This window comes from Pseudomonas sp. W17 (assembly GCF_040268305.1).
GTDB lineage: Bacteria > Pseudomonadota > Gammaproteobacteria > Pseudomonadales > Pseudomonadaceae > Aquipseudomonas > Aquipseudomonas protegens.
Genome location: NZ_CP158490.1, coordinates 1232394 through 1258113 on the forward strand (window position 1 = coordinate 1232394; position 25720 = coordinate 1258113).

Genomic DNA, 25720 nt, shown 5'->3' on the forward strand with positions numbered 1-25720 from the left:
CATTTGACAAACGCTGACAGGCGAGCGTGACGCTTGTGCCGAGTATCAGGTACAATTCCCGGCTATTTTTCGGCGGGCCATGCCTGCAGCCTTTTTGAGTGTTCATCCGTGAGTGATTTGAGTCATATCCGCAATTTCTCCATCATCGCCCACATTGACCATGGCAAGTCGACTCTGGCCGATCGCTTCATCCAGATGTGCGGCGGCCTGGCCGAGCGCGAAATGGAAGCCCAGGTTCTGGACTCCATGGACCTTGAGCGTGAGCGCGGGATCACCATCAAGGCCCACAGCGTCACCCTCTATTACAAAGCCAAAGATGGCATTACCTACCAGCTGAACTTCATTGACACCCCGGGCCACGTGGACTTCACCTACGAAGTCAGCCGTTCCCTGGCGGCCTGTGAAGGTGCATTGCTGGTGGTGGACGCCGGCCAGGGCGTCGAAGCCCAGTCGGTTGCCAACTGCTACACCGCCATCGAGCAAGGCCTGGAAGTGATGCCGGTGCTGAACAAGATCGACCTGCCACAGGCCGATCCGGAGCGGGTCAAGGAAGAGATCGAGAAGATCATCGGTATCGATGCCACCGACGCCGTGACCTGCAGCGCCAAGACCGGCCTGGGCGTGGACGAGGTGCTCGAGCGCCTGGTGACCACCATTCCGGCACCGACCGGCAACATCGAAGACCCGCTGCAAGCCCTGATCATCGACTCCTGGTTCGACAACTACCTGGGCGTCGTGTCCCTGGTACGTGTACGCCATGGCCGGGTGAAGAAGGGCGACAAGATCCTGGTCAAGTCCACCGGCAAGATCCACCTGGTGGACAGCGTTGGTGTATTCAACCCGAAACACACCGCCACCACTGACCTCAAGGCCGGTGAAGTGGGCTTCATCATCGCGGGCATCAAGGACATTCACGGCGCGCCCGTGGGTGACACCCTGACCCTGAGCTCGACCCCGGACGTTGAAGTGCTGCCGGGTTTCAAGCGCATCCAGCCCCAGGTCTACGCCGGCCTGTTCCCGGTCAGCTCCGACGACTTCGAGGATTTCCGCGAAGCCCTGCAGAAGCTCACCCTGAACGACTCTTCCTTGCAGTACACCCCGGAAAGCTCCGACGCCCTGGGCTTCGGCTTCCGCTGCGGGTTCCTCGGCATGCTGCACATGGAGATCATCCAGGAGCGCCTGGAGCGCGAGTACGATCTGGACCTGATCACCACCGCACCGACGGTAATCTTCGAGCTGCAACTGAAGAACGGTGAAACGATCTACGTCGACAACCCGTCCAAGCTTCCGGATCTGTCGGCGATCGAAGACATGCGCGAGCCGATCGTGCGGGCCAATATTCTTGTGCCGCAAGAGCACCTGGGCAACGTCATAACCCTGTGCATCGAGAAGCGCGGCGTGCAGCACGACATGCTGTTCCTCGGCAGCCAGGTCCAGGTGACCTACGACCTGCCGATGAACGAAGTGGTCCTGGACTTCTTCGACCGCCTGAAATCCACCAGCCGCGGCTATGCTTCGCTGGATTATCATTTCGATCGTTACCAGTCGGCTAATCTGGTGAAACTGGATGTGCTGATCAACGGTGAGAAGGTCGACGCCCTGGCGTTGATCGTGCACCGTGACAACGCCCACTACAAAGGGCGTGCGCTGACCGAAAAGATGAAAGAACTGATTCCTCGGCAGATGTTTGACGTGGCAATCCAGGCCGCCATTGGCGGGCAGATTGTGGCGCGGACAACGGTCAAGGCACTCAGAAAGAACGTACTGGCCAAATGCTACGGCGGCGACGTTAGCCGTAAGCGCAAGCTGTTGGAAAAGCAGAAGGCCGGTAAGAAACGCATGAAGCAAGTGGGCAACGTGGAAATTCCACAAGAAGCCTTCCTTGCCGTGCTCAGGTTGGATAGTTAGGTCCTATGTCACTAAATTTCCCGCTGTTGCTGGTCATCGCTGTCTTCGTTTGCGGTCTCTTGGCGTTGCTCGACCTGGTGTTCCTGGCACCGCGCCGGCGTGCCGCCATTGCCAACTATCAGGGCAGCGTCAGCCAGCCGGACGGGGTGGTGGTCGAGAAGCTGAGCAAAGAGCCGCTGCTGGTTGAATACGGCAAGTCGTTCTTTCCGGTGCTGTTCATCGTCCTGGTGCTGCGTTCGTTCCTGGTGGAGCCGTTCCAGATTCCATCGGGCTCGATGAAGCCGACCCTGGATGTGGGCGACTTCATCCTGGTGAACAAGTTTTCCTACGGGATCCGCTTGCCGGTGATCGACAAGAAGGTCATCGAAGTCGGTGATCCGCAGCGCGGTGATGTGATGGTGTTCCGCTACCCAAGCGATCCGAACGTCAACTACATCAAGCGTGTGGTCGGCCTGCCGGGTGATGAAGTGCGCTACACCAGTGACAAGCACCTGTTCGTCAACGGTCAGCCGGTGGCGGAGCAACTGGTGGGGGCTGAACCCGGCACCTTGGGCAGCGCCGAGCTGTACAAGGAAAAACTGGGCGCCGCCGAGCACTTGATCCGCAAGGAAATGAGCCGTTACCGGGCAACCCCGGACGGTCGCTGGGTGGTGCCGGCCGGGCACTACTTCATGATGGGCGACAACCGCGACAACTCTAACGACAGTCGCTACTGGGACGATCCAAGTATTCCCAAGGACCTGCTGGGCATGGTTCCCGACAAGAATATCGTCGGCAAGGCCTTCGCAGTCTGGATGAGCTGGCCCGAACCGAAACTCAGCCACCTGCCGAATTTCTCGCGGGTTGGCCTGATCAAGTAATCACACGCGGCGCTGTTGAACACAGCGCCGAATGCTTTTCTGGCTCTTGTATAAAACGGCCTTGCCCTTGGGCGACCCGTAACAGCCTTATCGCCAGAAGCATGCAGTCAACGATATTCAGGATGTAAATTTGAACACAGCGTTAATTGCCACCCGCACCTCGTGCGCGGCCCCTGGGATGGCGAGTTTCGGCAACGAAACCAGCGTGGGTAAACCGTGAGCGTTTCTTTGAGCCGTCTCGAGCGTCAGCTCGGTTATTCCTTCAAGGACCAGGAGCTCATGCTGCTGGCCCTCACTCACCGCAGCTTTGCCGGGCGCAACAACGAACGCCTGGAGTTTCTCGGTGACGCCATTCTCAACTTCGTTGCCGGCGAGGCGCTGTTCGAGCGCTTTCCCCAGGCCCGCGAAGGCCAGCTCTCGCGTTTGCGCGCGCGTCTGGTGAAAGGTGAAACACTGGCGGTGCTGGCCCGTGGTTTTGACCTGGGCGAGTACCTGCGCCTGGGCTCCGGCGAATTGAAGAGCGGCGGTTTCCGTCGTGAGTCGATCCTTGCCGATGCCCTGGAGGCCCTGATTGGTGCGATCTACCTGGACGCCGGCATGGAGACTGCCCGTGACCGCGTGCTGTCCTGGCTGGCCTCAGAGTTCGAGAGCCTGACCCTGGTGGACACCAACAAGGACCCCAAGACCCGGCTGCAGGAATTCCTCCAGTCCCGCGCCTGCGAACTGCCACGCTACGAAGTGGTGGATATCCAGGGCGAACCGCATTGCCGGACATTCTTCGTTGAATGTGAAGTCACCTTATTGAATGAAAAAAGCCGAGGTCAGGGTGTGAGCCGCCGTATTGCCGAACAGGTAGCGGCCGCCGCAGCACTGATTGCCCTGGGCGTGGAGAATGGCCATGACTGATTCAACTGCAACACGCTGTGGCTATGTCGCCATCGTCGGCCGCCCCAACGTGGGCAAGTCGACGCTGCTCAACCACATCCTCGGCCAGAAGCTGGCGATCACCTCGCGCAAGCCCCAGACCACTCGTCACAACATGCTCGGGATCAAGACCGAAGGCGCCATCCAGGCGATCTACGTCGATACCCCCGGTATGCACAAGAGCAACGAGAAGGCGCTGAACCGCTACATGAACAAGACCGCTTCGGCGGCGTTGAAAGACGTCGACGTGGTGATCTTCGTGGTCGATCGCACCAAGTGGACCGACGAAGACCAACTGGTGCTGGAGCGTGTGCAGTACGTGCAGGGCCCGGTAATCCTGGCGATCAACAAGACCGATCGCATCGAGGACAAGGCCGAGCTGATGCCGCACCTGACCTGGCTGCAGGAGCAACTGCCGAACGCCGAGATCGTGCCGGTCTCCGCCCAGCAGGGGCACAACCTCGAAGCCCTGGAAGGCCTGATCGCCAAGCACCTGCCGGAGAACGACCACTTCTTCCCGGAAGACCAGATCACCGACCGCAGCAGCCGCTTCCTCGCCGCTGAACTGGTACGGGAAAAGATCATGCGCCAGCTCGGTGCCGAGCTGCCCTACCAGATCACCGTGGAAATCGAAGAGTTCAAGCAGCAGGGCAAGACCCTGCATATCCATGCCTTGATCCTCGTCGAGCGCGACGGCCAGAAGAAAATCATCATTGGCGACAAGGGTGAGCGGATCAAGCGCATCGGCATGGAGGCGCGCAAGGACATGGAGCTGCTGTTCGATTCCAAGGTCATGCTCAACCTCTGGGTCAAGGTCAAGGGCGGCTGGTCCGACGACGAACGCGCCCTGCGCTCGCTGGGCTACGGCGACCTCTGATGCACTTCGCCGGCAAGCCGGCTCCTGCACCTTCCTGTAGGAGCCGGCTTGCCGGCGAGCAGCTGCAACCCCTTCTCCGGACCCGGTTCCCTCTCTTCCCCTGAGATCCCCCGCAACCATGTCCAGCAACGCCCCAGTCGGCCAACTCGCCTACGTCCTGCACAGCCGCGCCTACCGCGAAAGCAGTGCCCTGGTGGATTTTCTTACCCCCCAAGGTCGCCTGCGAGCGGTGCTGCGCAATGCCCGGGGCAAGGCCGGGACCCTGGCGCGGCCCTTCGTGCCCCTGGAGGTCGAGTTTCGCGGCCGTGGCGAACTGAAGAACGTCGCGCGCATGGAAAGTGCCGGCATTGCTGCCTGGCTCAATGGCGAGGCGTTGTTCAGCGGCCTCTATCTGAACGAGCTGTTGATTCGCCTGCTGCCGGCGGAAGATCCCCATCCCGCGGTATTCGACCACTACGCTGCCACGCTGCAGGCTCTGGCCGAAGGCCGTCCCCTGGAGCCTCTGCTGCGGGCCTTTGAGTGGCGCCTGCTGGATGACCTGGGCTACGGCTTTGCCCTGGACAGCGACATCCATGGCGCCCCCATCGCTGCCGACGGCCTGTACCGCTTACAGGTGGATGCCGGGCTGGAGCAGGTGTTCCTGCTGCAGCCGGGGCTGTTCAACGGCACCGAGTTGCTGGCCATGGCCGATGCCGACTGGAGCGCACCCGGCGCGCTGTCGGCGGCCAAGCGCCTGATGCGCCAGGCCCTGGCGGTGCACCTGGGCGGCCGGCCCCTGGTCAGTCGCGAGTTGTTTCGCAAGCCTTAGTCTCCCCGTATGCTGTGCGCCGAATCTTCATCTATTCAGGAGCGCTTCCGTGACCACCAGCAATCGCATTCTTCTTGGCGTGAACATCGACCACGTTGCCACCCTGCGCCAGGCACGGGGCACCCGTTACCCGGACCCGGTCAAGGCAGCGCTGGACGCGGAAGAGGCGGGCGCCGACGGCATCACCGTGCACCTGCGCGAAGATCGCCGGCATATCCAGGAGCGCGACGTGCTGCTGCTCAAGGATGTGCTGCAGACCCGCATGAACTTCGAAATGGGCGTCACCGAAGAGATGATGGCTTTTGCCGAGCGTATCCGTCCGGCACATATCTGCCTGGTGCCGGAAACCCGCCAGGAGCTGACCACCGAAGGCGGCCTGGATGTGGCGGGGCAGGAGGCGCGGATCAAGGCGGCGGTAGAGCGGCTGTCGAAAATCGGTTCCGAAGTGTCCCTTTTCATCGACGCCGACGAGCGCCAGATCGAGGCCTCCAAGCGGGTCGGCGCGCCGGCCATCGAGTTGCACACCGGGCGTTATGCCGATGCCCAGACGCCCAGTGAAGTGGCCGAGGAGCTGCAGCGTATCGTCGACGGCGTTGCTGTTGGTCTGGCCCAGGGGCTGATCGTCAACGCCGGCCATGGCCTGCATTACCACAACGTCGAGGCGGTGGCGGCGATCAAGGGCATCAACGAGCTGAACATCGGCCATGCCCTGGTGGCACACGCTCTGTTTGTCGGTTTCAAGGGGGCGGTGGCTGAGATGAAGGCCTTGATCCTGGCGGCTGCAGCCAAGGCCTGAATCGCCTTCGCCGGCCAGTTGGCTTCTGCACAACCTGCGTAGGAGCCGGCTGGCCGGCGAATGTTTTTAAAGCGGAGGATTCTCTTCCGGCGGCTTGGTCTTGTTGACCCCGGGTACGTGCAGGTTGCCTTCGGCGACCTGGTCGCCTTCCAGCTGCGGCTGGGTCACCCAGGTGAGAATGTCGTAGTAGCGACGGATGTTGGCGACGAAATGCACGGGCTCGCCGCCCCGGGCATAGCCGTAGCGGGTCTTGCTGTACCACTGCTTCTGCGACAGGCGCGGTAGCATCTTCTTCACATCCAGCCACTTGTTCGGGTTCAGGCCTTCTTTCTCGGCCAGCTTGCGCGCATCGTCCAGGTGGCCGGTGCCGACGTTATAGGCGGCCAGGGCGAACCAGGTGCGGTCCGGTTCCTCGATCTTGTCGTCCAGCTGTTCCTTGATATAGGCCAGGTACTTGGCCCCGCCGCTGATGCTCTGCTTGGGGTCCAGGCGGTTGGAAACGCCCATGGCCTGGGCCGTGTTCTGGGTCAGCATCATCAGCCCGCGCACCCCGGTCTTGGAGGTGACCTCGGCCTGCCACATCGATTCCTGATAGCCCACCGCCGCCAGCAGGCGCCAGTCGAGCTTTTCCTGCTTGGCCGATGCCTTGAAGTGCTTCTCGTACTTGGGCAGGCGTTGCTGCAGGTGCTGGGCAAAGGTGTAGGCGCCGACATAGCCGAGCACGTCCACATGGCCGTAGTAGCGGTCCTTCAGGCGTTGCAGGGTGCCGTTCTTCTCGACCTTGTCGAGGAAACTGTTGATCTCGTTGAGCAGGCTGTTGTCGTCGCCTGCGGCCACGGCCCAGCTCTGGCTGCGGGCGTCGCCCAGGTCAAAGGCCACTCGCACATTGGGGAAGTAGACCTGGTTCATCGCCAGTTCGTTGGAGTCCACCAGGGTCAGGTCGATCTGCCCTTCGTCCACCATGCGCAGCAGGTCCACCACTTCCACGGCGTCCGACTCTTCGTATTCGATGCCGGGGTACTTGAGCTTGAGTTCCGCCAGTTGTTCGGCGTGGGTGCTGCCCTTGAGCACCATGATGTGCTTGCCCACCAGGTCTTGCGCGGTGGTGGGGCGGGAACGGCCATTGCGATAGATGACCTGGGGCGTGACTTCCAGATAGGGGTGGGAGAACCGCACCTGCTGCTTGCGCTGCTCGCTGCTCACCAGGCCGGCGGCGGCCAGGACGGGGCCCTTGGGCTGGCCCAGCTGGTCGAATAGGTCGTCGAGGTTGTCGGCGGTCTCGATCTTGAGCTCCACCCCCAGATCGTCGGCAAAGCGTTTCACCAGCTCGTATTCGAAGCCGGTTTCACCGTTGCGATCCTGAAAGTAGGTGGCAGGGCTGTTACGGGTGACCACCCGCAGCACACCATCCTCCTTTACGCGCTCGAGCGTGCTGGGTTTCTCAACACAGGCGCCGAGCATCAGGAAGAGTCCGGTAACGATGAGCCACTTGGCGCAGCGCGGACGTAAAGCCATAGGGGAAAACATTGGCGCAGTATACGCAAAGGATAACGGCCGCCATATCTCGACAGCGAAGGGCTTGTCTGCTAGCGATGGTCGAGCCGGGCTGAAGGCCTCAGGAATGGGGCCTGGGCGCTGAATGTGACGTTTAAAATAACCACCGGCAATGACCCTGATGAGGCTTTGTTATAGGGGGCAGGCCCCGGGCCGACGTCCGGAGGCGCTCGGGGGTTGCGTTTCGAGTGCCGATGCCAGCGGTTTACGTTAGAATGCACGGCCTCAAAGCACACCCCCTTCCCGAGGCTGTCCCGAAGATGTTGATCCTGCGCGGCGCTCCTGCCCTTTCTGCCTTTCGCCACAGCAAACTCCTTGAGCAACTGAGCCAGAAAGTACCGGCTGTCAGTGGCTTGTATGCTGAATTCGCTCACTTCGCCGAAGTCACCGGCGTCCTGACCGGCGACGAACAGCAGGTGCTTGCGCGCCTTCTGAAGTACGGCCCCAGCGTTCCGGTACAAGAGCCGACCGGCCGTCTGTTCCTGGTCCTGCCACGTTTCGGCACCATTTCGCCGTGGTCGAGCAAGGCCAGCGACATCGCCCGCAACTGTGGCCTGGCGAAGATCCAGCGCCTGGAGCGCGGCATCGCCTTCTATGTGGCAGGTGAGTTCAGCGAGGCCGAGGCCCAGCTGATCGCCGACGCCCTGCACGACCGCATGACCCAGATCGTGGTGGCCAACCTGGAACAGGCCGCCGGCCTGTTCAGCCACGCCGAACCCAAGCCGCTGACCGCCATCGACATCCTCGGCGGTGGCCGTGCTGCGCTGGAGCAGGCCAACAGCGAGCTGGGCCTGGCCCTGGCCGAAGACGAAATCGATTACCTGATGAACGCCTTCCAGGGCCTCAAGCGTAATCCCCACGACATCGAACTGATGATGTTCGCCCAGGCCAACTCCGAGCACTGCCGCCACAAGATCTTCAACGCCAGTTGGGATATCGACGGCCAGAGCCAGGAAAAAAGCCTGTTCGGCATGATCAAGAACACCTATCAGATGCACAACGAAGGTGTGCTCTCCGCCTATAAGGACAACGCCGCGGTCATCGTCGGTTCGGTTGCCGGGCGTTTCTATCCGAACCCTGAGACCCGCCAGTACGGTGCGGTACAGGAGCCGGTGCATATCCTGATGAAGGTCGAGACCCACAACCACCCGACCGCCATCGCGCCGTTCCCGGGGGCCTCCACCGGTTCCGGCGGCGAAATCCGCGACGAAGGCGCCACCGGGCGCGGCGCCAAGCCCAAGGCCGGCCTCACCGGTTTCACCGTTTCCAACCTGCAGATCCCGGGCTTCGAACAGCCGTGGGAAGTGCCGTACGGCAAGCCAGAGCGCATCGTCACCGCCCTCGACATCATGATCGAAGGCCCACTGGGTGGCGCGGCGTTCAACAACGAATTCGGCCGTCCGGCCCTGACCGGTTATTTCCGCACCTTCGAGCAATCCATTACCACGCCTCGTGGCGATGAAGTTCGCGGTTACCACAAGCCGATCATGCTGGCAGGCGGCATGGGCAACATCCGTGACGAGCACGTGCAGAAAGGCGAGATCACCGTCGGCTCCAAGCTGATCGTGCTCGGCGGCCCGGCGATGCTCATCGGCCTGGGCGGCGGCGCCGCTTCCTCCATGGCCACCGGCACCAGCTCGGCGGACCTGGATTTCGCTTCGGTACAGCGTGAAAACCCTGAGATGGAACGCCGTTGCCAGGAAGTCATCGACCGTTGCTGGCAACTGGGGGATAACAACCCCATCAGCTTCATCCACGACGTCGGCGCCGGTGGCCTGTCCAACGCCTTCCCGGAACTGGTCAACGATGGCGGCCGTGGCGGTCGCTTCGAACTGCGCAACATCCCCAACGACGAGCCGGGCATGGCCCCGCACGAAATCTGGTCCAACGAATCCCAGGAGCGTTATGTCCTGGCGGTGGGCGCTGCGGATTTCGAACGTTTCAAGGCCATCTGCGAGCGTGAGCGCTGCCCGTTCGCGGTGGTCGGCGAAGCCACTGCCGAACCACAGTTGACCGTGACCGACAGCCACTTCAGCAACAGCCCGGTGGACATGCCGCTCGAAGTGCTGCTGGGCAAGGCCCCGCGCATGCACCGTTCGGCTGTGCGGGAAAACGAACTGGGTGACGATTTCGATCCAAGCACCCTGGATATCGCCGAGAGCATCGAGCGCGTCCTGCACCACCCGGCCGTGGCCAGCAAGAGCTTCCTGATCACCATTGGCGACCGTACCATCACCGGCCTCGTGGCCCGCGACCAGATGGTCGGCCCATGGCAGGTGCCGGTGGCCGACGTGGCCGTGACCGCCACCAGCTTCGACGTCTACACCGGTGAGGCCATGGCCATGGGCGAGCGCACGCCGCTGGCCCTGCTGGACGCCCCGGCGTCCGGCCGCATGGCGATCGGCGAGACCCTGACCAACATCGCGGCCTCGCGCATCAACAAGATCAGCGACATCAAGCTCTCCGCCAACTGGATGTCCGCAGCCGGCCACCCGGGCGAAGACGCGCGCCTGTACGACACCGTCAAGGCAGTGGGCATGGAGCTGTGCCCAGAGCTGGGCATCACCATCCCGGTGGGCAAGGACTCCATGTCCATGGCCACCCGCTGGAACGAAGAGGGCGTGGACAAGAGCGTCACCTCGCCGCTGTCGCTGATCGTCACTGGCTTCGCACCCGTAGCGGACATTCGCCAGACCCTGACCCCGCAACTGCGCATGGACAAGGGCACCACCGACCTGATCCTGATCGACCTCGGTCGCGGGCAGAACCGCATGGGCGCCTCGATCCTCGCCCAGACCCACGGCAAGCTCGGCAGCCAGGCACCGGACGTGGATGATGCGGAAGACCTCAAGGCCTTCTTCGCGGTGATCCAGGGCCTCAACGCCGACGGTCACCTGCTGGCCTACCACGACCGTTCCGATGGCGGCCTGCTGGTCAGCGCCGTGGAAATGGCCTTCGCCGGCCATTGCGGCTTGAACCTGAGCCTCGACGCCGTGGCGGAAAACACCGCCGAAATCGCCGCCATCCTGTTCAACGAAGAGCTGGGTGCGGTAATCCAGGTGCGCCAGGACGCTACTCCGGACGTGCTGGCCCAGTTCAGCGCCGCCGGCCTGGGCGATTGCGTGGCCGTGATCGGCCAGCCGATCAACAACGGTGAAGTGAGCATCTCCTACAACGGCGAAAGCGTGTTCACCGGCCAGCGTCGCCTGCTGCAGCGTCAGTGGGCTGAGACCAGCTACCAGATCCAGCGCCTGCGGGACAACGCCGACTGCGCCGAGCAGGAATTCGACGTGGTACTGGAAGAAGACAACCCGGGCCTGAGCGTCAAGCTGGGCTTCGACGTCAACCAGGACATCGCCGCGCCTTACATCAAGAAAGGCGTGCGTCCACAGGTGGCGGTACTGCGTGAGCAGGGCGTCAACGGCCAGGTGGAAATGGCAGCGGCCTTTGACCGCGCCGGCTTCAACGCCATCGACGTGCACATGAGCGATATCCTCGCCGGTCGTGTCGACCTCAACGACTTCAAGGGCATGGTTGCCTGCGGTGGCTTCTCCTACGGCGACGTACTGGGCGCTGGTGAAGGCTGGGCCAAGTCGGCGCTGTTCAACAGCCGTGCGCGGGATGCCTTCCAGGGCTTCTTCGAACGTACCGACAGCTTCACCCTGGGTGTGTGCAACGGTTGCCAGATGATGTCCAACCTGCACGAGCTGATCCCGGGCAGCGAGTTCTGGCCGCACTTCGTGCGCAACCGCTCCGAGCAGTTCGAAGCGCGGGTGGCCATGGTCCAGGTGCAGGAGTCGAACTCGATCTTCCTGCAGGGCATGGCCGGTTCGCGGATGCCGATCGCCATCGCCCACGGTGAAGGCCATGCGGAGTTCGAAAGCGAAGAGGCATTGCTGGAAGCCGACCTGTCCGGTTGCGTGGCCCTGCGTTTCGTCGACAACCACGGCAAGGTTACCGAGCGTTACCCGGCCAACCCCAACGGTTCGCCGCGCGGGATCACCGGTCTCACCAGCCGCGACGGTCGCGTCACCATCATGATGCCGCACCCTGAGCGGGTGTTCCGTGCCGTGCAGAACTCCTGGCGCCCGGATGAGTGGAACGAAGATGGGGCGTGGATGCGCATGTTCCGTAACGCTCGGGTCTGGGTGAACTGAGGCTGATGTACAAGCTCAGCTTCTTCGTGCCCCCCAGCCATGTGGAGTCGGTCAAGAGCGCTGTGTTCGCCGCGGGCGGCGGACGCATCGGCGCCTATGACCAGTGCGCCTGGCAGGTGCTTGGCCAGGGCCAGTTTCGCCCGTTGGACGGCAGCCAGCCGTTTCTCGGGCAGACCGGCCAGGTGGAGCGGGTGGAGGAGTGGAAGGTCGAGCTGGTGGTGGCCGACGAACTGATTCGCGACGTGGTACTGGCCCTCAAGCAGAGCCATCCCTACGAAACGCCGGCTTATGAAGTCTGGCGCCTCGAAGCGTTCTGAGGTTATCCACAGACACAAAGCCCGCTGAACCGGCAACGGTCAGCGGGCTTTTTTGTGGGCCTTCGCCGGCCAGCCGGCTCCTACAGGAGCCTTGTAGGAGCCGGCTTGCCGGCGAAAGTGCCTTCAAGCACCTGCGCCGACCTCTTGGTGCAGCAAGCCCGTCAGCGCCACCTGCAAGCCCCCGGCCTTTTCGCCAATCAGCACGTGCCAGACGTCCCCCTCCATGCGCCGCATGCCCTGGCAGCCCAGCCCCTTGAGCGCCGGCTCCGACAGGCTGCGGCTATTGTTCACTCGCACTCGCAACCGGGTCAGGGCCACACAGTCCATCTGCACCAGATTGTCCCGACCGCCGAGGGCGTTGAGCCACTGCTGGGCTTCGTGGATGGAAATGTCGACCTGCGGGGTTTCTTCAACAGGCGCCTGTGCCACCGCAGCCCTGGCCGAAACGGGTGACGCCAGGCGGATCTCGTCGGCGATGCTGTCTGCCAGCGGCCCCACCACCACCTGCAAGCTGCCGCCCTTGCCGGGGCGCACCACGGCCATGGCGCCCAGAGCCTTGAGCTCGCTGTCCGAAGCCAGGTTGCGGTCTGCCAGTTCCAGGCGCAGGCGCGTAGTGCAGGCACCGACGGTAAGCAGGTTGCCGGCGCCACCCAGGGCCTTGATGTAGGCCGCGGCGCGCTGATCGACGCTCAGTTCAGTCTTTTCGCTGGAGGGGCTGTCTTCACGGCCCGGGGTCTTGAGGTTGAAGCGACGGATGCAGAAATCGAATACCAGGTAGTACACCACCGCGTACAGCAGGCCCACCGGAAACACCTTCCAGCCGTTGGTGGAGCGGCCCCAGCCCAGGGCCATGTCGATGGCGCCGCCGGAAAAGGTAAAACCCAGGTGGATGTTCAGCAGGTTGGTCAGGGCCATGGCCAGCCCGGTGAGCAGGGCATGCACCAGGTACAGCAGGGGGGCAAGGAACATGAAGGCGAATTCGATCGGTTCGGTGACCCCGGTCAGGAAGGATGTCAGGGCCATGGACAGGAAGATCCCGCCCATTACCTTGCGCCGTTCCGGCGGTGTGTTGCGGTACATCGCCAGGCAGGCGGCGGGCAGGCCGAACAGCATCATTGGGAACATCCCGGTCATGAACTGGCCGCCCTTGGGGTCGCCGGCAAAGTAGCGGGTCAGGTCGCCGGTGACCACGGCGCCGGTGCTCGGGTCGGTGAAGCTGCCGAAGATGAACCAGGCCATGTTGTTGAGGATGTGGTGCAGGCCGGTGACGATCAGCAGCCGGTTGAACACGCCGAAGACAAAGGCGCCGAAGCTGCCGCTCTCCAGCAGCAACTGGCCGAAGCTGTTGATGCCGTGCTGGATCGGCGGCCAGATCAGGCCGAACACCACCCCCAGGCCCACGGCGGTGAAACCGGTGGCGATGGGCACGAAGCGCCGGCCGCCGAAGAACGCCAGGTACTCCGGCAGCTTGATGTCCTTGAAGCGGTTGTACAGCGCGCCGGCCATCAGCCCGCTGATGATCCCGGCGAGCATGCCCATGTTGATGCTGGCGTCCAGCACCTTGAGGGTCGAGATCATTACCAGGTAGCCAATGGCCCCGGCCAGCCCGGCGGTGCCATTGTTGTCCTTGGCAAAGCCGACGGCGATACCGATGGCGAAGATCAGCGCCAGGTTGCCGAAGATCGACTGCCCGGCATCGTGGATGATCGCGATGTTCAGCAGGTCGGTGTCGCCCAGGCGCAGCAGCAGACCGGCGATGGGCAAGATAGCGATGGGCAGCATCAGCGCCCGGCCGAGGCGTTGCAGGCCCTCGATGAAATACTGGTACATGGCGTCTCTCCTGGAATTCTTGTTATGAGTGCAGAGGCCAAAGCCGTTCGCAGGCCTGACGGACTGTGGCGGCACCGGGCAGGTTGAGCAGCGGTTGGCTGAACTGGCGGCACTGGCTGGCGTCCAGCTGGCGCACCCGGTCCTTGATCTCGCCCACCTGTGGGGGGCTGACCGACAGCTCGCTGACGCCCAGGCCAATGAGTACTGGTGTGGCCAGGGGATCGGAGGCCAGGGCGCCACAGACCCCGACCCAGCGACCATGGCGCTGGGCGCCGGCGCAGGTCTGGGCGATCAGCCGCAGCAGGGCGGGGTGCAGGGCGTCGACCCGTGCCGCCAGCCCGGCGTGGTCACGGTCCATGGCCAGGGTGTACTGGGAGAGGTCGTTGGTGCCGATGGACAGGAAGTCGGCGTGTTCGGCCAGTTGCTCGGCCATCAGGGCGGCGGCGGGGACTTCGATCATGACCCCCAGTTCCGGGCGCTGGCTCAGGCCCAGTTCGGCAGCGAACAGGTCCAGGCGCTGGCGAATGTGCAGCAGCTCGGCGACTTCGGTGACCATCGGCAGCATCACCCGGCAGCGTTGCACGGGGCTGACCTGGAGCAGCGCCCGCAGTTGTTGGTCCAGCAGTTCAGGGCGCGCCTGGGCCAGGCGGATGCCGCGCAGCCCAAGTACCGGGTTGGCTTCCACCGGCAGGGGCAGGTAATCCAGCTGTTTGTCGCCGCCGACGTCGATGGTGCGAATGATCACCGGCTTGTCGCCCATGGCGTTGAGCACTGCCTGATAGGCCTGGCGCTGTTCTTCTTGATCCGGGGCGGTCTGGCGGTCAACGAAGAGAAACTCGGTGCGCAGCAGGCCGACGCCGTCGGCGCCACCCTGGTGGGCGTCTCGGGCTTCATCGCTGGACGCCACATTGGCCGCCACCTCGATCTGCTGGCCGTCCTGGGTCAGGGCGGGCTCATGGGCTTTTTGCTGTTGCAGCGCATGGCGCTGGCGCTGGGTTTCACCGGCCCGTTGCACCTGTGCGATGCGCTGCGGGTCGGGCTCCAGTTCCAGGCGCCCGCCGTTGGCATCCAGCACCACCTGGCGGCCACTGTCGATGCGCAGCACTTGCGGGCCCAGGGCCACCAGGCAAGGCAGGCCTTTGCCCCGGGCGAGGATCGCCACGTGGGAAGTGGCACCGCCGGCGGCCATGCACAACCCGGCCACGCCCTGGGCGCTGAGTTGCAGAAGGTCGGAAGGGGTCAACTCCTCGGCGGCAACGATCGCCCCGGCTGGCAGATCGTAGTGCCAGGCCTCCCCCAGCAGGGCGCGCAGAACGCGCTGCTGCAGGTCCCGCAGGTCGTTGGCGCGTTCAGCCAGCAGCGTACTGCCCAGTTGCTGCAGGATCTGGCATTGCTCGGTAATCGCCGCGCTCCAGGCATGGGTGGCGGCGCGGCCCTGGGCAATGGAGGCTTCGGCGGCGTCCAGCAGGGTCGGGTCTTCGAGCAGCGCCAGGTGGGCGCTGAAGATGTCCTGTTCCTGCTGGTCGCGGCGTTGCCGGGCCTGCTCCAGGGTGTGGCGGATTTCCCCGCGCACCTGGTTCAGTGCGGTGCTCAATGCTTGCCGTTGAGGCTCGGGTGCATGCTGGCCATGATCCTCCGCCAAGACCATGGCGTTAAGCCGCACCAGGGGTCCGCACACCAGGCCCGGCGCGGCGCAGACGCCCGGCAGCACGCCGTCTTCCACGGGGCCTTGGGCGGCCGGGGCCGGTACCGGGGTTTCGCCATGGGCATCCGCGGCCATCGCGGTGCCGAGGGTCTGCAGCACCGCCTGCAGGGCATCCTGGCAATCGTCGCCCTGGCAACTGACCAGCACTTCTTCCTGTTCACCGATGCCCAGGCTCATCAGGGCAATCAGGCTGGTGCAGGGGGCGCTCTTGTCCTTGAAGGTCAACTGCGAATGGCTGTTGAAGCTCAGGGCGGTCTGGCGCACCAGGGCGGCGGGGCGGGCATGCAGGCCGCCGCGATGGGCGACCTTGATCCGGGCGCTGGCCTGCTGCCCGGATTGCTCTTGCGCCAGCGGCTGCGGGCCAGCGTTGGCGCGCCGGCTGATGTGCAGTAATGGCTCGCCCACCTGGACTGTCGACAGGGTCAGCGGGCGCAGGTCGAAACCCTCGCCATTGGTCAGGATCAGCAGGCTGATCAGGCTTCGGCAATGCTGTGCCACGTGGTCCAGATCAACCCGCAGCAAGGGCTGGCCGGCACGCACCTGCTGGCCTTCCTTCACCAGCAGCGCAAACCCCTCGCCCTGCAGTTCGACAGTGTCCAGGCCCAGGTGCAGCAGCAGTTCGGCCCCATTGGCGGCGCGCAGGGTGATTGCGTGCCCGGTACGTGCGACCTGGATCACCTGGCCGGCGCAGGGCGCATGCAGGGTGTCGTTGAGGGGATCGATGGCGATGCCGTCGCCCATGGCACCGCTGGCGAACACCGGGTCGGGCACGCTGCGTAGTGCTAGCACTGGCCCGCTTAACGGGGCACCGAGCGTCAGTTCGTTATTGTTGTTGTGCATGGCGCAGTACTCGTTGGCGATGGGGCTTAGTGAGTGCGGGTCACTTTGCTCAGGTGGCGCGGTTGGTCGGGGTCCATGCTGCGGGCTTGGGCGAGGCCGGCGGCCATGACGTAGAAACTCTGGATCGCCAGGATCGGGTCGAGTGCCGGGTGTTCGGCACGACTCAGGGTCAGGTCCCGTTCACCGATGTCGTCCGGAGCGGCCAGCAGCACCTTGGCGCCGCGCTGGCGCATGTCGGCGGCCAGGCTCAGCAGGCCACCCTGCTCGGCGCCGCGGGGGGCGAACACCAGCAGCGGATAGTCGTGGTCGATCAGCGCCATGGGGCCGTGGCGGACTTCGGCACTGCTGAAGGCTTCGGCCTGGATAGCCGAGGTTTCCTTGAGCTTGAGCGCGGCTTCCTGGGCAATGGCGAATCCCGCCCCGCGGCCGATCACCATCAGGCGCTGGCAATCGCGCAGCGCATTGACGGCCAGGCTCCAATCCTGGGTCGCGGCCTGGCGCAAGCCTTCAGGCAGGGCCAGGCCGGCTTCGAGCAAGCGTCCGTCATCATTCCAGTGGCCGATCAGTCGCGCGCTGGCACTGAGGGTGGCAATAAAGCTCTTGGTGGCGGCCACGCTCTGCTCGGCGCCGGCGTGCAACGGCAGGAAGAATTCGCTGGCCGCTTCCAGCGGGCTGTTTTGCGCGTTGACCATGGCCACGCTGAGCGCCCCGCGCTTGCGCAGCAGGCGCACGCTGTTTACCAGGTCCGGGCTTTGCCCCGATTGCGAAAAGGCGAACACCGCCTGGCCGCTGACCCGCAGGGGCGCCTGCTGCATGGTCACCACCGACATCGGCAGCGAGGCCACGGGAATACCCACTTGCTGCATGGTCAGGTAGGCGAAGTAGCTGGCGGCGTGGTCGGAGCTGCCCCGGGCCACGGTCATCGCCACTTGTGGCGGCTGGCGGCGCAGGCGGCCGGCGACCTCGAGCAGCGCCGGGTCCAGGTGCTGCAACTGGTTGCTCGCGGCCAGGTGCGAGGACAGCGCCTCTTCAAGCATTTTTGAAGTCAATGTCTTCTCCTTCGACCATGACGGCGGTCAGTGTGAGTGCCCGGTCCAGGCGCACGCTGTCGGCCCAGCTGCCAGGTTGCAGGCGGCCGCGTTCAGGGATGCCGAGGTAGTCGGCGGGAAATTGCGACAGGCGCTGCGAGGCTTCGGCCAGGGGCAGGCCGATCTTCACCAGATTGCGCAGGGCCTGGTCCATGGTCAGGGTGCTGCCAGCCAGCGTGCCGTCGGCCAGGCGCACACCACCCAGGCACTTGGTCACGGTGTGGCTGCCCAGCTTGTATTCACCGTCGGGCATGCCGGCAGCTGCGGTGGAGTCGGTAACGCAGTACAGGCATGGGATCGAGCGCAGGGCCACGCGCATGGCACCGGGGTGCACGTGCAGCAGGTCCGGGATCAGCTCGGCGTACTGGGCGTGGGCCAGGGCCGCGCCGACGATCCCCGGCTCGCGGTGATGCAGCGGGCTCATGGCGTTGTACAGGTGGGTGAAACTGGTGGCGCCAGCGGCGAGGGCCGCCACGCCTTCCTCGTAGCTGCCCAGGGTGTGGCCGATCTGCATGCGCACGCCGCGGGTGCTGAGTTCGCGGATCAGGCCGTCGTGGCCGGCGACTTCCGGGGCGATGGTGATCACGCGGATCGGCGCCAGCGCCAGGTACTGCTCCACTTCCGCCAGCAGTGCGGTGTGGGCGAAGTTGGGCTGGGCGCCAAGTTTGCCGGGGTTGATGTAGGGGCCTTCCAAGTGCACGCCGAGCACTCGGGCGCAGCCCTGGGGGCGCTGTTCGGCATAGCTGCCCAGTTGCTCCAGGACCTGGCGGATTTCCTCGCTGGGGGCCGTCATGGTGGTGGCCAGCAACGAGGTGGTGCCGAAGCGCACATGGGTGCGGGTGATGGTCTGGAAGGCATCGCGGCCTTGCATGATGTCCTTGCCGCCGCCGCCGTGCACATGCAGGTCGATAAAGCCGGGCAGCAGGTAGGGCAGGTCGTTGTCCGCCGGATTGCAGGGGCTGCCTTCGATGGCGATCACCTTGCCGTCCTGATGCAGCAGGCGGCCGCGGACCCAGCCTTGGGGCGTGAGGATATTGTCTTCGGACATGGCGTTTCTCTGGCTCCGGAAGCGGGTTCAGCGTCGCAGTTCAGCGACGAAGTCGTAGTAGTCGTTGCGGCAGTAGGTGTCGGTGACCTCGATCGGCGTGTTGTCTTCCAGGTAGCCGACCCGGGTCATCAGCAACATGGCGGTGCCGGGGGCGATGCCCACCAGGGCGGCGAATTCGTCCGAGGCATTGATCGCCTGGATGTGCTGCAGCGCCCGCACCACGGGCTTGCCGATGCCATCAAGGTATTCATAGAGCGAATCCCCGACCGCTTCCGGCTGGGCGATGATGCTGGCCGGCAGGGTGCTCATCTCGATGGCCATCACTGTGTCATCGGCTTTGCGCAGGCGCTTTAGCCGCGCCACCTTGTCGTTGGGCGACAGGCCGAGGCGGATCAGTTCTTCATGGGTGGGCGGGGTGAGGGTGCGTTCCAGCCATTGGGAGCCGGGCACGAAACCCTTCAGGCGGAGCATTTCGCTGAAGCCGGAGAGCCGCGACAGCGGTTGCTCCAGGCGCGGGGTGATGAAGGTCCCCGAGCCCTGGCTGCGGCGGATCAAGCCCTGTTCGAAGAGCACTTCCAAGGCCTTGCGCGCGGTGACCCGGGAGATCCCCAGCAATTCGCTGAGGTTGCGTTCCGACGGCAGTGCCTGCTCGGCTTTCCACTGGCCGGCATGGATTGCCGCTTCCAGGTTGCGAGCCAGTTGCAGGTACAGCGGAGTGGGTTGAGAGTCGTCGGGGCGCAGGGCCAGGAGGTGATTCATCTGTAGGTTTTCCGATGCGGTTATTAAGTTGTTGTCGCCCGGTAGTGCCGAAAAACTAATACCACTTAGATACCATGTCAACGCCACTGGTCTGCTGAAGGTGGCGTAAATCCAGCGTTTACGGGGTGCTTTGAAGGGTAAATGATTAAAGTGGTATTAGGCAGGTCTGACTGCCATCGCCATGGCGTCGAGTGGCGACCCCTTGCGGGTCGCCAAGTGGTATGGGCGCAATGGAGGAGCTGGCGGGAGTAAAAATATTTTTTGCGGAAGGGAAATTAAGGGCGGATCTCGATCATGGTGCCGTCCTTGACCAGGCCCCAGACCTCGCGCATGTCGACGTTGCGCATGGCGATGCACCCGTCTGTCCAGTCCAGGGTGTGGAAATACTGCTCCGGGAATTCTTCGGTGTCCGGGGTGCCGTGGATCATGATCATGCCGCCCGGGTCCACCCCTTCGCGCCGAGAGCGGGCGGCATCGGTGATGTTCGGATAGGAGATGTGCATGGCCAGGTTGTAGCGGTCGCTGGTCTTGCGCCAGTCGAGCCAGTAGAGGCCTTCAGGGGTGCGCTTGTCGCCCTCCATGAGCTTGGGACCCTTGGGTTTCTTGCCCAGGGAGATGCGGTAGGTCTTCAGTGGCTTGCCACCGTTGATCAGTTGCAGTTGATGGGCGGACTTGAGCACTAGGACCTTTTCGATGACCTTGCCGTCCAGGGTTTCCACGGTGGAGGCCTGGCACACAGCAACGACGGAACAGCACAGCAGGGCAAGCAACCAGCGCATTGACACGATATCCCCAGGCGCACACAGATCCCGTGCACGTTTTATTGTTTAACTGATGGCAGGCTGAGAGAGCGGCGGAATGGATTCGGAGCGCACTTCAAAGGCCGCGGCCCGCCGGTCAGCGAAGAAGCATTCTAAGGTACGGCCGACGGTGCGGAAAGCCAGCTCGGACCAAGGGATATCGGCTTCGTCGAACAACTGCACTTCCAGGCTCTCGGGGCCGGCGGCAAAGTCCAGGTCGGCGAGCTCCGCGCGAAAGAACACATGCACCTGGCTGATGTGCGGCACGTCGATCAGGGTGTAGATGCTCAGGCCGCGCACCCGGGCGCAGGCCTCCTCGTAGGTTTCGCGGATGGCCGCCTGTTCGATGGTCTCGCCGTTTTCCATGAAGCCTGCGGGCAGGGTCCAGTAGCCCAGGCGCGGCTCGATGGCGCGACGGCACAGCAGCACCTTGCCCTCCCAGGTGGCAAGGCAGCCGGCGACGATATTGGGGTTCTGGTAATGGATGGTCTGGCAGTGGTCGCAGACATAGCGCAGGCGCGAATCGCCTTCGGGAATGCGCTGGGTCACCGGGTTGCCGCACTGGCTGCAAAATTTCATGTGGGGTATCCGAAAAGGCTGGGGCTATCTTGGCGCGCCAGCCCCGTTGTCGGCAAGTTGTCGTTAAGCGACATGCCCGGGGGCGGGGGTTGGGCCGAAGATTGGATTGGTGCATGATGCACGGTAGCCAACAGATCGAGATGCCTCATGCTGGACGAGCTACTTCATCGGGTAAGCCACTACACGCCGCGTACGCTGGAGACCGACCGACGTTTTCCCGAGGCCGCGGTGCTGGTGCCCATCACCCGCAGCGAAGAACCGGAACTGGTATTGACCTTGCGTGCCAGCGGGCTGTCGACCCATGGCGGCGAGGTGGCTTTCCCTGGTGGCCGGCGCGATCCGGAAGACCCGGACCTGATCTTCACCGCGCTGCGCGAGGCCAAGGAGGAAATCGGCCTGCCGCCGGGGCTGGTGGAGGTCATCGGGCCTTTGAGCCCGCTGATTTCCCTGCACGGAATCAAGGTCACGCCTTACGTCGGGGTGATTCCCGACTATGTCGAATACCAGGCCAATGACGCTGAGATCGCCGCCGTTTTCAGCGTGCCCCTGGAGTTCTTTCGCCAGGACCCCCGTGAACATACCCATCGCATCGATTACCAGGGGCGCAGCTGGTACGTCCCCAGCTATCGCTTTGGCGAGTACAAGATCTGGGGCCTGACCGCGATCATGATCGTCGAGCTGGTCAACCTGTTGTACGACGCCGGAATCAGCCTGCATCGCCCGCCGAAAAACTATATCGATACCTGAAGCCATCACTTCGCATGGCATAAACCCGCGGCTGCCTGAGCCATGAGGACAATAAGATGAAATACCGCCTGGGCGACGCCCGAGTCGAGACCCATCCACAGAGCTGGGTCGCCCCGAATGCCACGCTGGTGGGCAAGGTCAAATTGGAGGAGGGAGCCAGCGTCTGGTTCAACGCCGTGCTGCGCGGGGACAACGAACTGATCCTGATCGGCAAGCACAGCAACGTCCAGGATGGCACGGTGATGCACACCGACATGGGCTTTCCACTGACCATCGGCACCGGCGTGACCATCGGCCACAATGCCATGCTGCACGGCTGCACCGTGGGCGACTACAGCCTGATCGGCATCAACGCGGTGATCCTCAATGGCGCGAAGATCGGCAAGAACTGCATCATCGGCGCCAACTCGCTGATCGGCGAGGGCAAGGAAATCCCCGACGGTTCGCTGGTCATGGGCTCGCCAGGCAAGGTGGTACGGGAGTTGACCGAGCCGCAGAAGAAAATGCTCGAAGCCAGCGCTGCGCACTACGTTCATAATGCCCAGCGTTATGCCCGAGACCTGGTTGAGCAAGAACAATGACAGCCCCTGAAAGACCCGTCGCTTCGCCCTGCGTGAGCATCTGTGCCCTGGACGAGCAGGATATCTGCACCGGTTGCCAGCGCACGGTGGACGAGATCACCCGCTGGAGCCGCATGGACAACGCCGAGCGGCGTGCGGTCCTGGCCCTGTGCCATGAGCGGGCCAAGTCCAGTGGCTTGCTGTGGATGATCGGCTCCAGCTCGGCAAGTTGATCCGCTCGTTTCGTCAGCAAGCCGGCTCCTGCAATCTTGTGCAGGTGCCAGCGTGCTGGCGAAAGGGCTTCTTGGCCCAGCCCCGGGCCTGCAGTAACCTGTGCACCTTCCTGACAGGTACCCTTCGCCCCCATGTTCTTCCTGATCGCCTATATCAGCAGTGTCGTGCTGATCAATTACGCCTTTTCGTCTGCCCCGCATCTGGACATCATCTGGTCGGCCTGGGGCGGGTTGGTGTTTGTCCTGCGGGACATGGTGCAGACTCGTTTCGGCCACGGCGCCATCGTCGCGATGCTGGCGGCCCTGGTGCTGTCCTATGTGACCTCCGATCCGACCATCGCCCTGGCCAGCGCCACGGCATTCGCCGTCTCGGAATGCATCGACTGGCTGGTGTTCAGTATCACCAAGCGGCCCCTGCATGATCGTCTATGGATCAGCTCGGCCCTGAGCATTCCCCTGGATACTTTCATCTTCTTCGGCATGATCGATGCCTTGACCCCGGGGGTGATCCTGACCGCCCTGGGTTCGAAGTTCGCCGGTGTCACCGTGGTCTGGCTGGCCATGGCCTGGCGTTTGCGCAAAGCGGCGTGCGCCGGCTGAGCCAAAGCCCGCGCTTCATGTAAAATGCCGCTCCCCATGGGTCGCCCGCCTGGCGCTCGGCCCTCGATGATCCGCTCCTTTGAGGACCTTCAGATGACTCGTATCGGAACTCCACTGTCGCCAACCGCGACCCGCGTCTTGCTTTGTGGCTGTGGTGAGTTGGGCAAGGAGGTGGTGATCGAGCTGCAACGCCTGGGTGTCGAGGTGATTGCCGTGGACCGCTACGCCAACGCTCCGGCGATGCAGGTGGCTCATCGCAGCCACGTGATCAACATGCTTGATGGCGCGGCGCTGCGGGCCGTGATCGAAGCCGAGAAGCCGCACTTCATCGTGCCGGAGATCGAAGCCATCGCCACCGCGACCCTGGTGGAACTGGAAGCCGAGGGCTTCACCGTGATCCCCACCGCCCGGGCCACCTCCTTGACCATGAACCGCGAAGGCATCCGGCGCCTGGCCGCTGAAGAGCTGGACCTGCCGACCTCGCCGTACCATTTCGCCGACACCTTCGAAGACTATTCCAGGGCCGTGCAAGACCTGGGCTTCCCGTGCGTGGTCAAGCCGGTGATGAGTTCCTCGGGCAAGGGTCAGAGCCTGCTGCGCAGCGTCGACGACGTGCAGAAAGCCTGGGACTACGCCCAGGAAGGCGGCCGTGCCGGCAAGGGCCGGGTGATCATCGAAGGCTTTATCGACTTCGACTACGAAATCACCCTGTTGACCGTGCGTCATGTGGGCGGTACCACCTTCTGTGCGCCGGTCGGCCATCGTCAGGAAAAGGGCGACTATCAGGAATCCTGGCAGCCCCAGGCCATGAGTCCCAAAGCCCTGGCCGAATCCGAGCGGGTGGCCAAGGCAGTCACCGAGGCCCTGGGGGGCCGCGGCCTGTTTGGCGTGGAACTGTTCATCAAGGGCGACCAGGTGTGGTTCAGCGAAGTGTCGCCGCGCCCACACGACACTGGCCTGGTGACCCTGATTTCCCAGGACCTGTCCCAGTTCGCCCTGCATGCGCGGGCCATTCTCGGCTTGCCGATTCCGCTGATCCGCCAGTTCGGCCCTTCGGCTTCGGCGGTGATCCTGGTAGAAGGCACGTCCACCCAGACCGCCTTCGCCAACCTCGGTGCCGCCCTGAGCGAGCCGGACACTGCGCTGCGCCTGTTCGGCAAGCCGGAAGTCAATGGCCAGCGCCGCATGGGCGTAGCCCTGGCGCGTGACGAGTCGATCGAAGCCGCCCGGGCCAAGGCGACCCGTGCTGCGCAAGCGGTGGTGGTCGAGCTGTAAAAAGCATTGCGAGCAAGCTCGCTCCTACAGCGTTCGGACTGAACCTGTAGGAGCGAGCTTGCTCGTGAAGCGGTCGCTCAAGCGACCCGATTCAAATCGTTATTGCGCGTTTCCTTCAGGCACAGCACCGCGATGAGACTGAGGATCGCCGCCCCTGAAACATACCCCCCAACCCAGCTCAAACCGCCCATCGCCACCAGTTTCTGGGCGAAGAACGGCGCGGCCGAAGCTCCGACGATGCCCCCCAGGTTGTACGCCGCCGAAGCGCCGGTATAACGCACGTGGGTCGGGAACAGTTCCGGCAGCAGGGCGCCCATCGGGGCGAAGGTGACCCCCATCAGGAACAGTTCGATGCACAGGAACAGCGCCACGCCGGCGGTGGAACCCTGGGTCAGCAGGGGTTCCATGGTGAAGCCGGAGAGAATGGCCAGCACGCCGCCGACAATCAGCACCGGCTTGCGCCCGAAGCGGTCGCTGGCCCAGGCCGATAGAGGCGTGGCCGCGGCCATGAACAGTACGGCGAAGCACAGCAGGCCGAGGAAGGTTTCCCGGCTGTAGCCCAGGGTAGCGACGCCGTAGCTCAGGGAAAACACCGTGGAGATGTAGAACAGGGCGTAGCACACCACCATCGACGCGGCGCCGAGCAGTACCGGTAGCCAGTACTGGCTGAAGAGTTCCACCAGCGGCATCTTCACCCGTTCCTGGCGTGCCACGGCGTTGGCAAAGACCGGGGTTTCGTGCAGCTTCAGGCGCACGTACAGGCCCACCATCACCAGGGCGGCGCTGAGCAGGAAGGGAATACGCCAGCCCCAGGAGCGGAACTGCTCGTCATCCAGGCCCATGGCCAGGGCCAGGAACAGGCCGTTGGCAGCGAGAAAACCGATGGAGGGGCCCAACTGCGGGAACATGCCGAACCAGGCGCGCTTGCCTTCCGGTGCGTTCTCCGTGGCCAGCAGCGCGGCGCCGCCCCATTCGCCACCCAACCCCAGGCCCTGGCCGAAGCGCAGCACGCAAAGCAGGATGGGCGCCCAGGCGCCGATGCTGGCGTAGCCTGGCAGTACGCCGATCAGGGTGGTGCACACGCCCATCAGCAGCAGCGAGGCAACCAGGGTCGACTTGCGTCCGATACGGTCGCCGAAGTGGCCGAACAGTGCCGAGCCCAAGGGGCGGGCAAGGAAGGCGATGCCGAAGGTCAGGAACGCCGAGAGCATCTGGGCGGTGCCGGAGGTCTGGGGAAAGAATACCGGGCCTATCACCAGTGCGGCGGCGGTGGCGTAGACGTAAAAGTCGTAGAACTCGATGGCGGTGCCGATAAAGCTGGCAGTGGCCACCCGCGAGGCGGAATTGCTCGGTTGGGCAGGCGTGGTGGCGCTGTAGGCGGTGCTGGTCGTCATGCGGTTATCCCTGACAGTCTGTGCTCCGGTGGAGCGAATTATTATGGTCGAGCACCCAGGG

Annotated in this window: 22 protein-coding genes; 13 read left to right on the forward strand and 9 right to left on the reverse strand. The window is 63.8% G+C overall.

Features of this window, described 5'->3' with window-relative positions; translation table 11 throughout:
- The first annotated feature begins 108 nt into the window (after nucleotides 1-108).
- From lepA to pdxJ, 6 genes are all read left to right on the forward strand, one after another.
- Nucleotides 109-1908 (forward strand): translation elongation factor 4, encoded by a 1800-nt coding sequence (lepA, locus tag ABCR88_RS05565; RefSeq protein WP_041116114.1) that lies wholly within the window; start codon nucleotides 109-111, stop codon nucleotides 1906-1908.
- A gap of 5 nt (nucleotides 1909-1913) precedes the next feature.
- Nucleotides 1914-2768, forward strand: coding sequence for a signal peptidase I (lepB, locus tag ABCR88_RS05570; protein WP_011059420.1), 855 nt, complete (start codon nucleotides 1914-1916; stop codon nucleotides 2766-2768).
- A gap of 216 nt (nucleotides 2769-2984) precedes the next feature.
- Complete coding sequence (gene rnc / locus ABCR88_RS05575) at nucleotides 2985-3674, forward strand: ribonuclease III (protein WP_011059421.1); 690 nt, start codon at nucleotides 2985-2987, stop codon at nucleotides 3672-3674.
- Nucleotides 3667-4569, forward strand: a complete 903-nt coding sequence (gene era / locus ABCR88_RS05580; RefSeq protein WP_019094760.1) for a GTPase Era — start codon at nucleotides 3667-3669, stop codon at nucleotides 4567-4569. The genes rnc and era overlap by 8 nt, the downstream gene beginning before the upstream one ends.
- A gap of 118 nt (nucleotides 4570-4687) precedes the next feature.
- A complete protein-coding gene (recO, locus tag ABCR88_RS05585; protein ID WP_350404223.1) occupies nucleotides 4688-5377 on the forward strand; it encodes a DNA repair protein RecO in 690 nt (229 codons plus the stop codon).
- Between the two features lie 49 nt (nucleotides 5378-5426).
- Nucleotides 5427-6173: a pyridoxine 5'-phosphate synthase gene (gene pdxJ / locus ABCR88_RS05590; RefSeq protein WP_011059424.1), complete on the forward strand. Its 747-nt coding sequence runs from the start codon at nucleotides 5427-5429 to the stop codon at nucleotides 6171-6173.
- Nucleotides 6174-6239: 66 nt separating this feature from the next.
- Here pdxJ and mltF read toward each other — a convergent pair whose 3' ends face one another.
- On the reverse strand, nucleotides 6240-7700 hold the full coding sequence (gene mltF / locus ABCR88_RS05595) for a membrane-bound lytic murein transglycosylase MltF (protein WP_011059425.1): 1461 nt from the start codon (nucleotides 7698-7700) through the stop codon (nucleotides 6240-6242).
- Between the two features lie 287 nt (nucleotides 7701-7987).
- Here mltF and purL point away from each other — a divergent pair, with 287 nt between their 5' ends.
- Together purL and ABCR88_RS05605 are read left to right on the forward strand one after the other, a co-directional pair.
- Entirely contained in the window at nucleotides 7988-11884 is a 3897-nt protein-coding gene (gene purL, locus ABCR88_RS05600) for a phosphoribosylformylglycinamidine synthase (RefSeq protein WP_350023637.1), read from the forward strand.
- Between the two features lie 5 nt (nucleotides 11885-11889).
- Nucleotides 11890-12201 carry a YqfO family protein gene (locus ABCR88_RS05605; protein WP_015634269.1) on the forward strand — a complete coding sequence of 104 codons (312 nt, stop codon included), beginning with the start codon at nucleotides 11890-11892 and terminating at the stop codon, nucleotides 12199-12201.
- A gap of 123 nt (nucleotides 12202-12324) precedes the next feature.
- On the opposite strand, the gene nagE is transcribed toward ABCR88_RS05605, so the two are convergent.
- The 7 genes from nagE to ABCR88_RS05640 form a co-directional block, all read right to left on the reverse strand.
- Nucleotides 12325-14031 carry an N-acetylglucosamine-specific PTS transporter subunit IIBC gene (gene nagE / locus ABCR88_RS05610; RefSeq protein ID WP_123430105.1) on the reverse strand — a complete coding sequence of 569 codons (1707 nt, stop codon included), beginning with the start codon at nucleotides 14029-14031 and terminating at the stop codon, nucleotides 12325-12327.
- A gap of 22 nt (nucleotides 14032-14053) precedes the next feature.
- Nucleotides 14054-16576, reverse strand: a complete 2523-nt coding sequence (ptsP, locus tag ABCR88_RS05615; protein ID WP_350404226.1) for a phosphoenolpyruvate--protein phosphotransferase — start codon at nucleotides 16574-16576, stop codon at nucleotides 14054-14056.
- A gap of 26 nt (nucleotides 16577-16602) precedes the next feature.
- On the reverse strand, nucleotides 16603-17625 hold the full coding sequence (locus tag ABCR88_RS05620) for an SIS domain-containing protein (RefSeq protein WP_121528480.1): 1023 nt from the start codon (nucleotides 17623-17625) through the stop codon (nucleotides 16603-16605).
- Nucleotides 17606-18712 carry an N-acetylglucosamine-6-phosphate deacetylase gene (nagA, locus tag ABCR88_RS05625; protein WP_350404227.1) on the reverse strand — a complete coding sequence of 369 codons (1107 nt, stop codon included), beginning with the start codon at nucleotides 18710-18712 and terminating at the stop codon, nucleotides 17606-17608. Before nagA ends, ABCR88_RS05620 begins: the two co-directional genes overlap by 20 nt.
- A 27-nt stretch (nucleotides 18713-18739) precedes the next feature.
- The gene (locus ABCR88_RS05630; protein ID WP_011059432.1) at nucleotides 18740-19471 is read right to left on the reverse strand and encodes a GntR family transcriptional regulator; all 732 of its coding nucleotides are present in this window, start codon (nucleotides 19469-19471) and stop codon (nucleotides 18740-18742) included.
- 275 nt (nucleotides 19472-19746) lie between these two features.
- A complete protein-coding gene (locus ABCR88_RS05635) occupies nucleotides 19747-20250 on the reverse strand; it encodes a L,D-transpeptidase family protein (RefSeq protein ID WP_011059433.1) in 504 nt (167 codons plus the stop codon).
- A 48-nt stretch (nucleotides 20251-20298) separates the two neighbouring features.
- Nucleotides 20299-20850 (reverse strand): NUDIX hydrolase, encoded by a 552-nt coding sequence (locus ABCR88_RS05640; RefSeq protein ID WP_011059434.1) that lies wholly within the window; start codon nucleotides 20848-20850, stop codon nucleotides 20299-20301.
- A 147-nt stretch (nucleotides 20851-20997) separates the two neighbouring features.
- Between ABCR88_RS05640 and ABCR88_RS05645 the strand changes: the two genes are divergently transcribed.
- The 5 genes from ABCR88_RS05645 to purT all read left to right on the forward strand — a co-directional run bounded on the left by ABCR88_RS05645 (nucleotide 20998) and on the right by purT (nucleotide 24265).
- Nucleotides 20998-21597, forward strand: a complete 600-nt coding sequence (locus ABCR88_RS05645) for a CoA pyrophosphatase (RefSeq protein WP_011059435.1) — start codon at nucleotides 20998-21000, stop codon at nucleotides 21595-21597.
- Nucleotides 21598-21653: 56 nt separating this feature from the next.
- The gene (locus ABCR88_RS05650) at nucleotides 21654-22178 is read left to right on the forward strand and encodes a gamma carbonic anhydrase family protein (RefSeq protein WP_011059436.1); all 525 of its coding nucleotides are present in this window, start codon (nucleotides 21654-21656) and stop codon (nucleotides 22176-22178) included.
- Nucleotides 22175-22390, forward strand: a complete 216-nt coding sequence (locus ABCR88_RS05655) for a DUF1289 domain-containing protein (protein WP_011059437.1) — start codon at nucleotides 22175-22177, stop codon at nucleotides 22388-22390. Before ABCR88_RS05650 ends, ABCR88_RS05655 begins: the two co-directional genes overlap by 4 nt.
- A 132-nt stretch (nucleotides 22391-22522) precedes the next feature.
- Complete coding sequence (locus ABCR88_RS05660; protein WP_015634275.1) at nucleotides 22523-22990, forward strand: hypothetical protein; 468 nt, start codon at nucleotides 22523-22525, stop codon at nucleotides 22988-22990.
- A 93-nt stretch (nucleotides 22991-23083) separates the two neighbouring features.
- Complete coding sequence (purT, locus tag ABCR88_RS05665; protein WP_011059439.1) at nucleotides 23084-24265, forward strand: formate-dependent phosphoribosylglycinamide formyltransferase; 1182 nt, start codon at nucleotides 23084-23086, stop codon at nucleotides 24263-24265.
- A 77-nt stretch (nucleotides 24266-24342) separates the two neighbouring features.
- Here purT and ABCR88_RS05670 read toward each other — a convergent pair whose 3' ends face one another.
- Entirely contained in the window at nucleotides 24343-25659 is a 1317-nt protein-coding gene (locus tag ABCR88_RS05670) for an MFS transporter (RefSeq protein ID WP_015634277.1), read from the reverse strand.
- Nucleotides 25660-25720 lie beyond the last annotated feature (61 nt).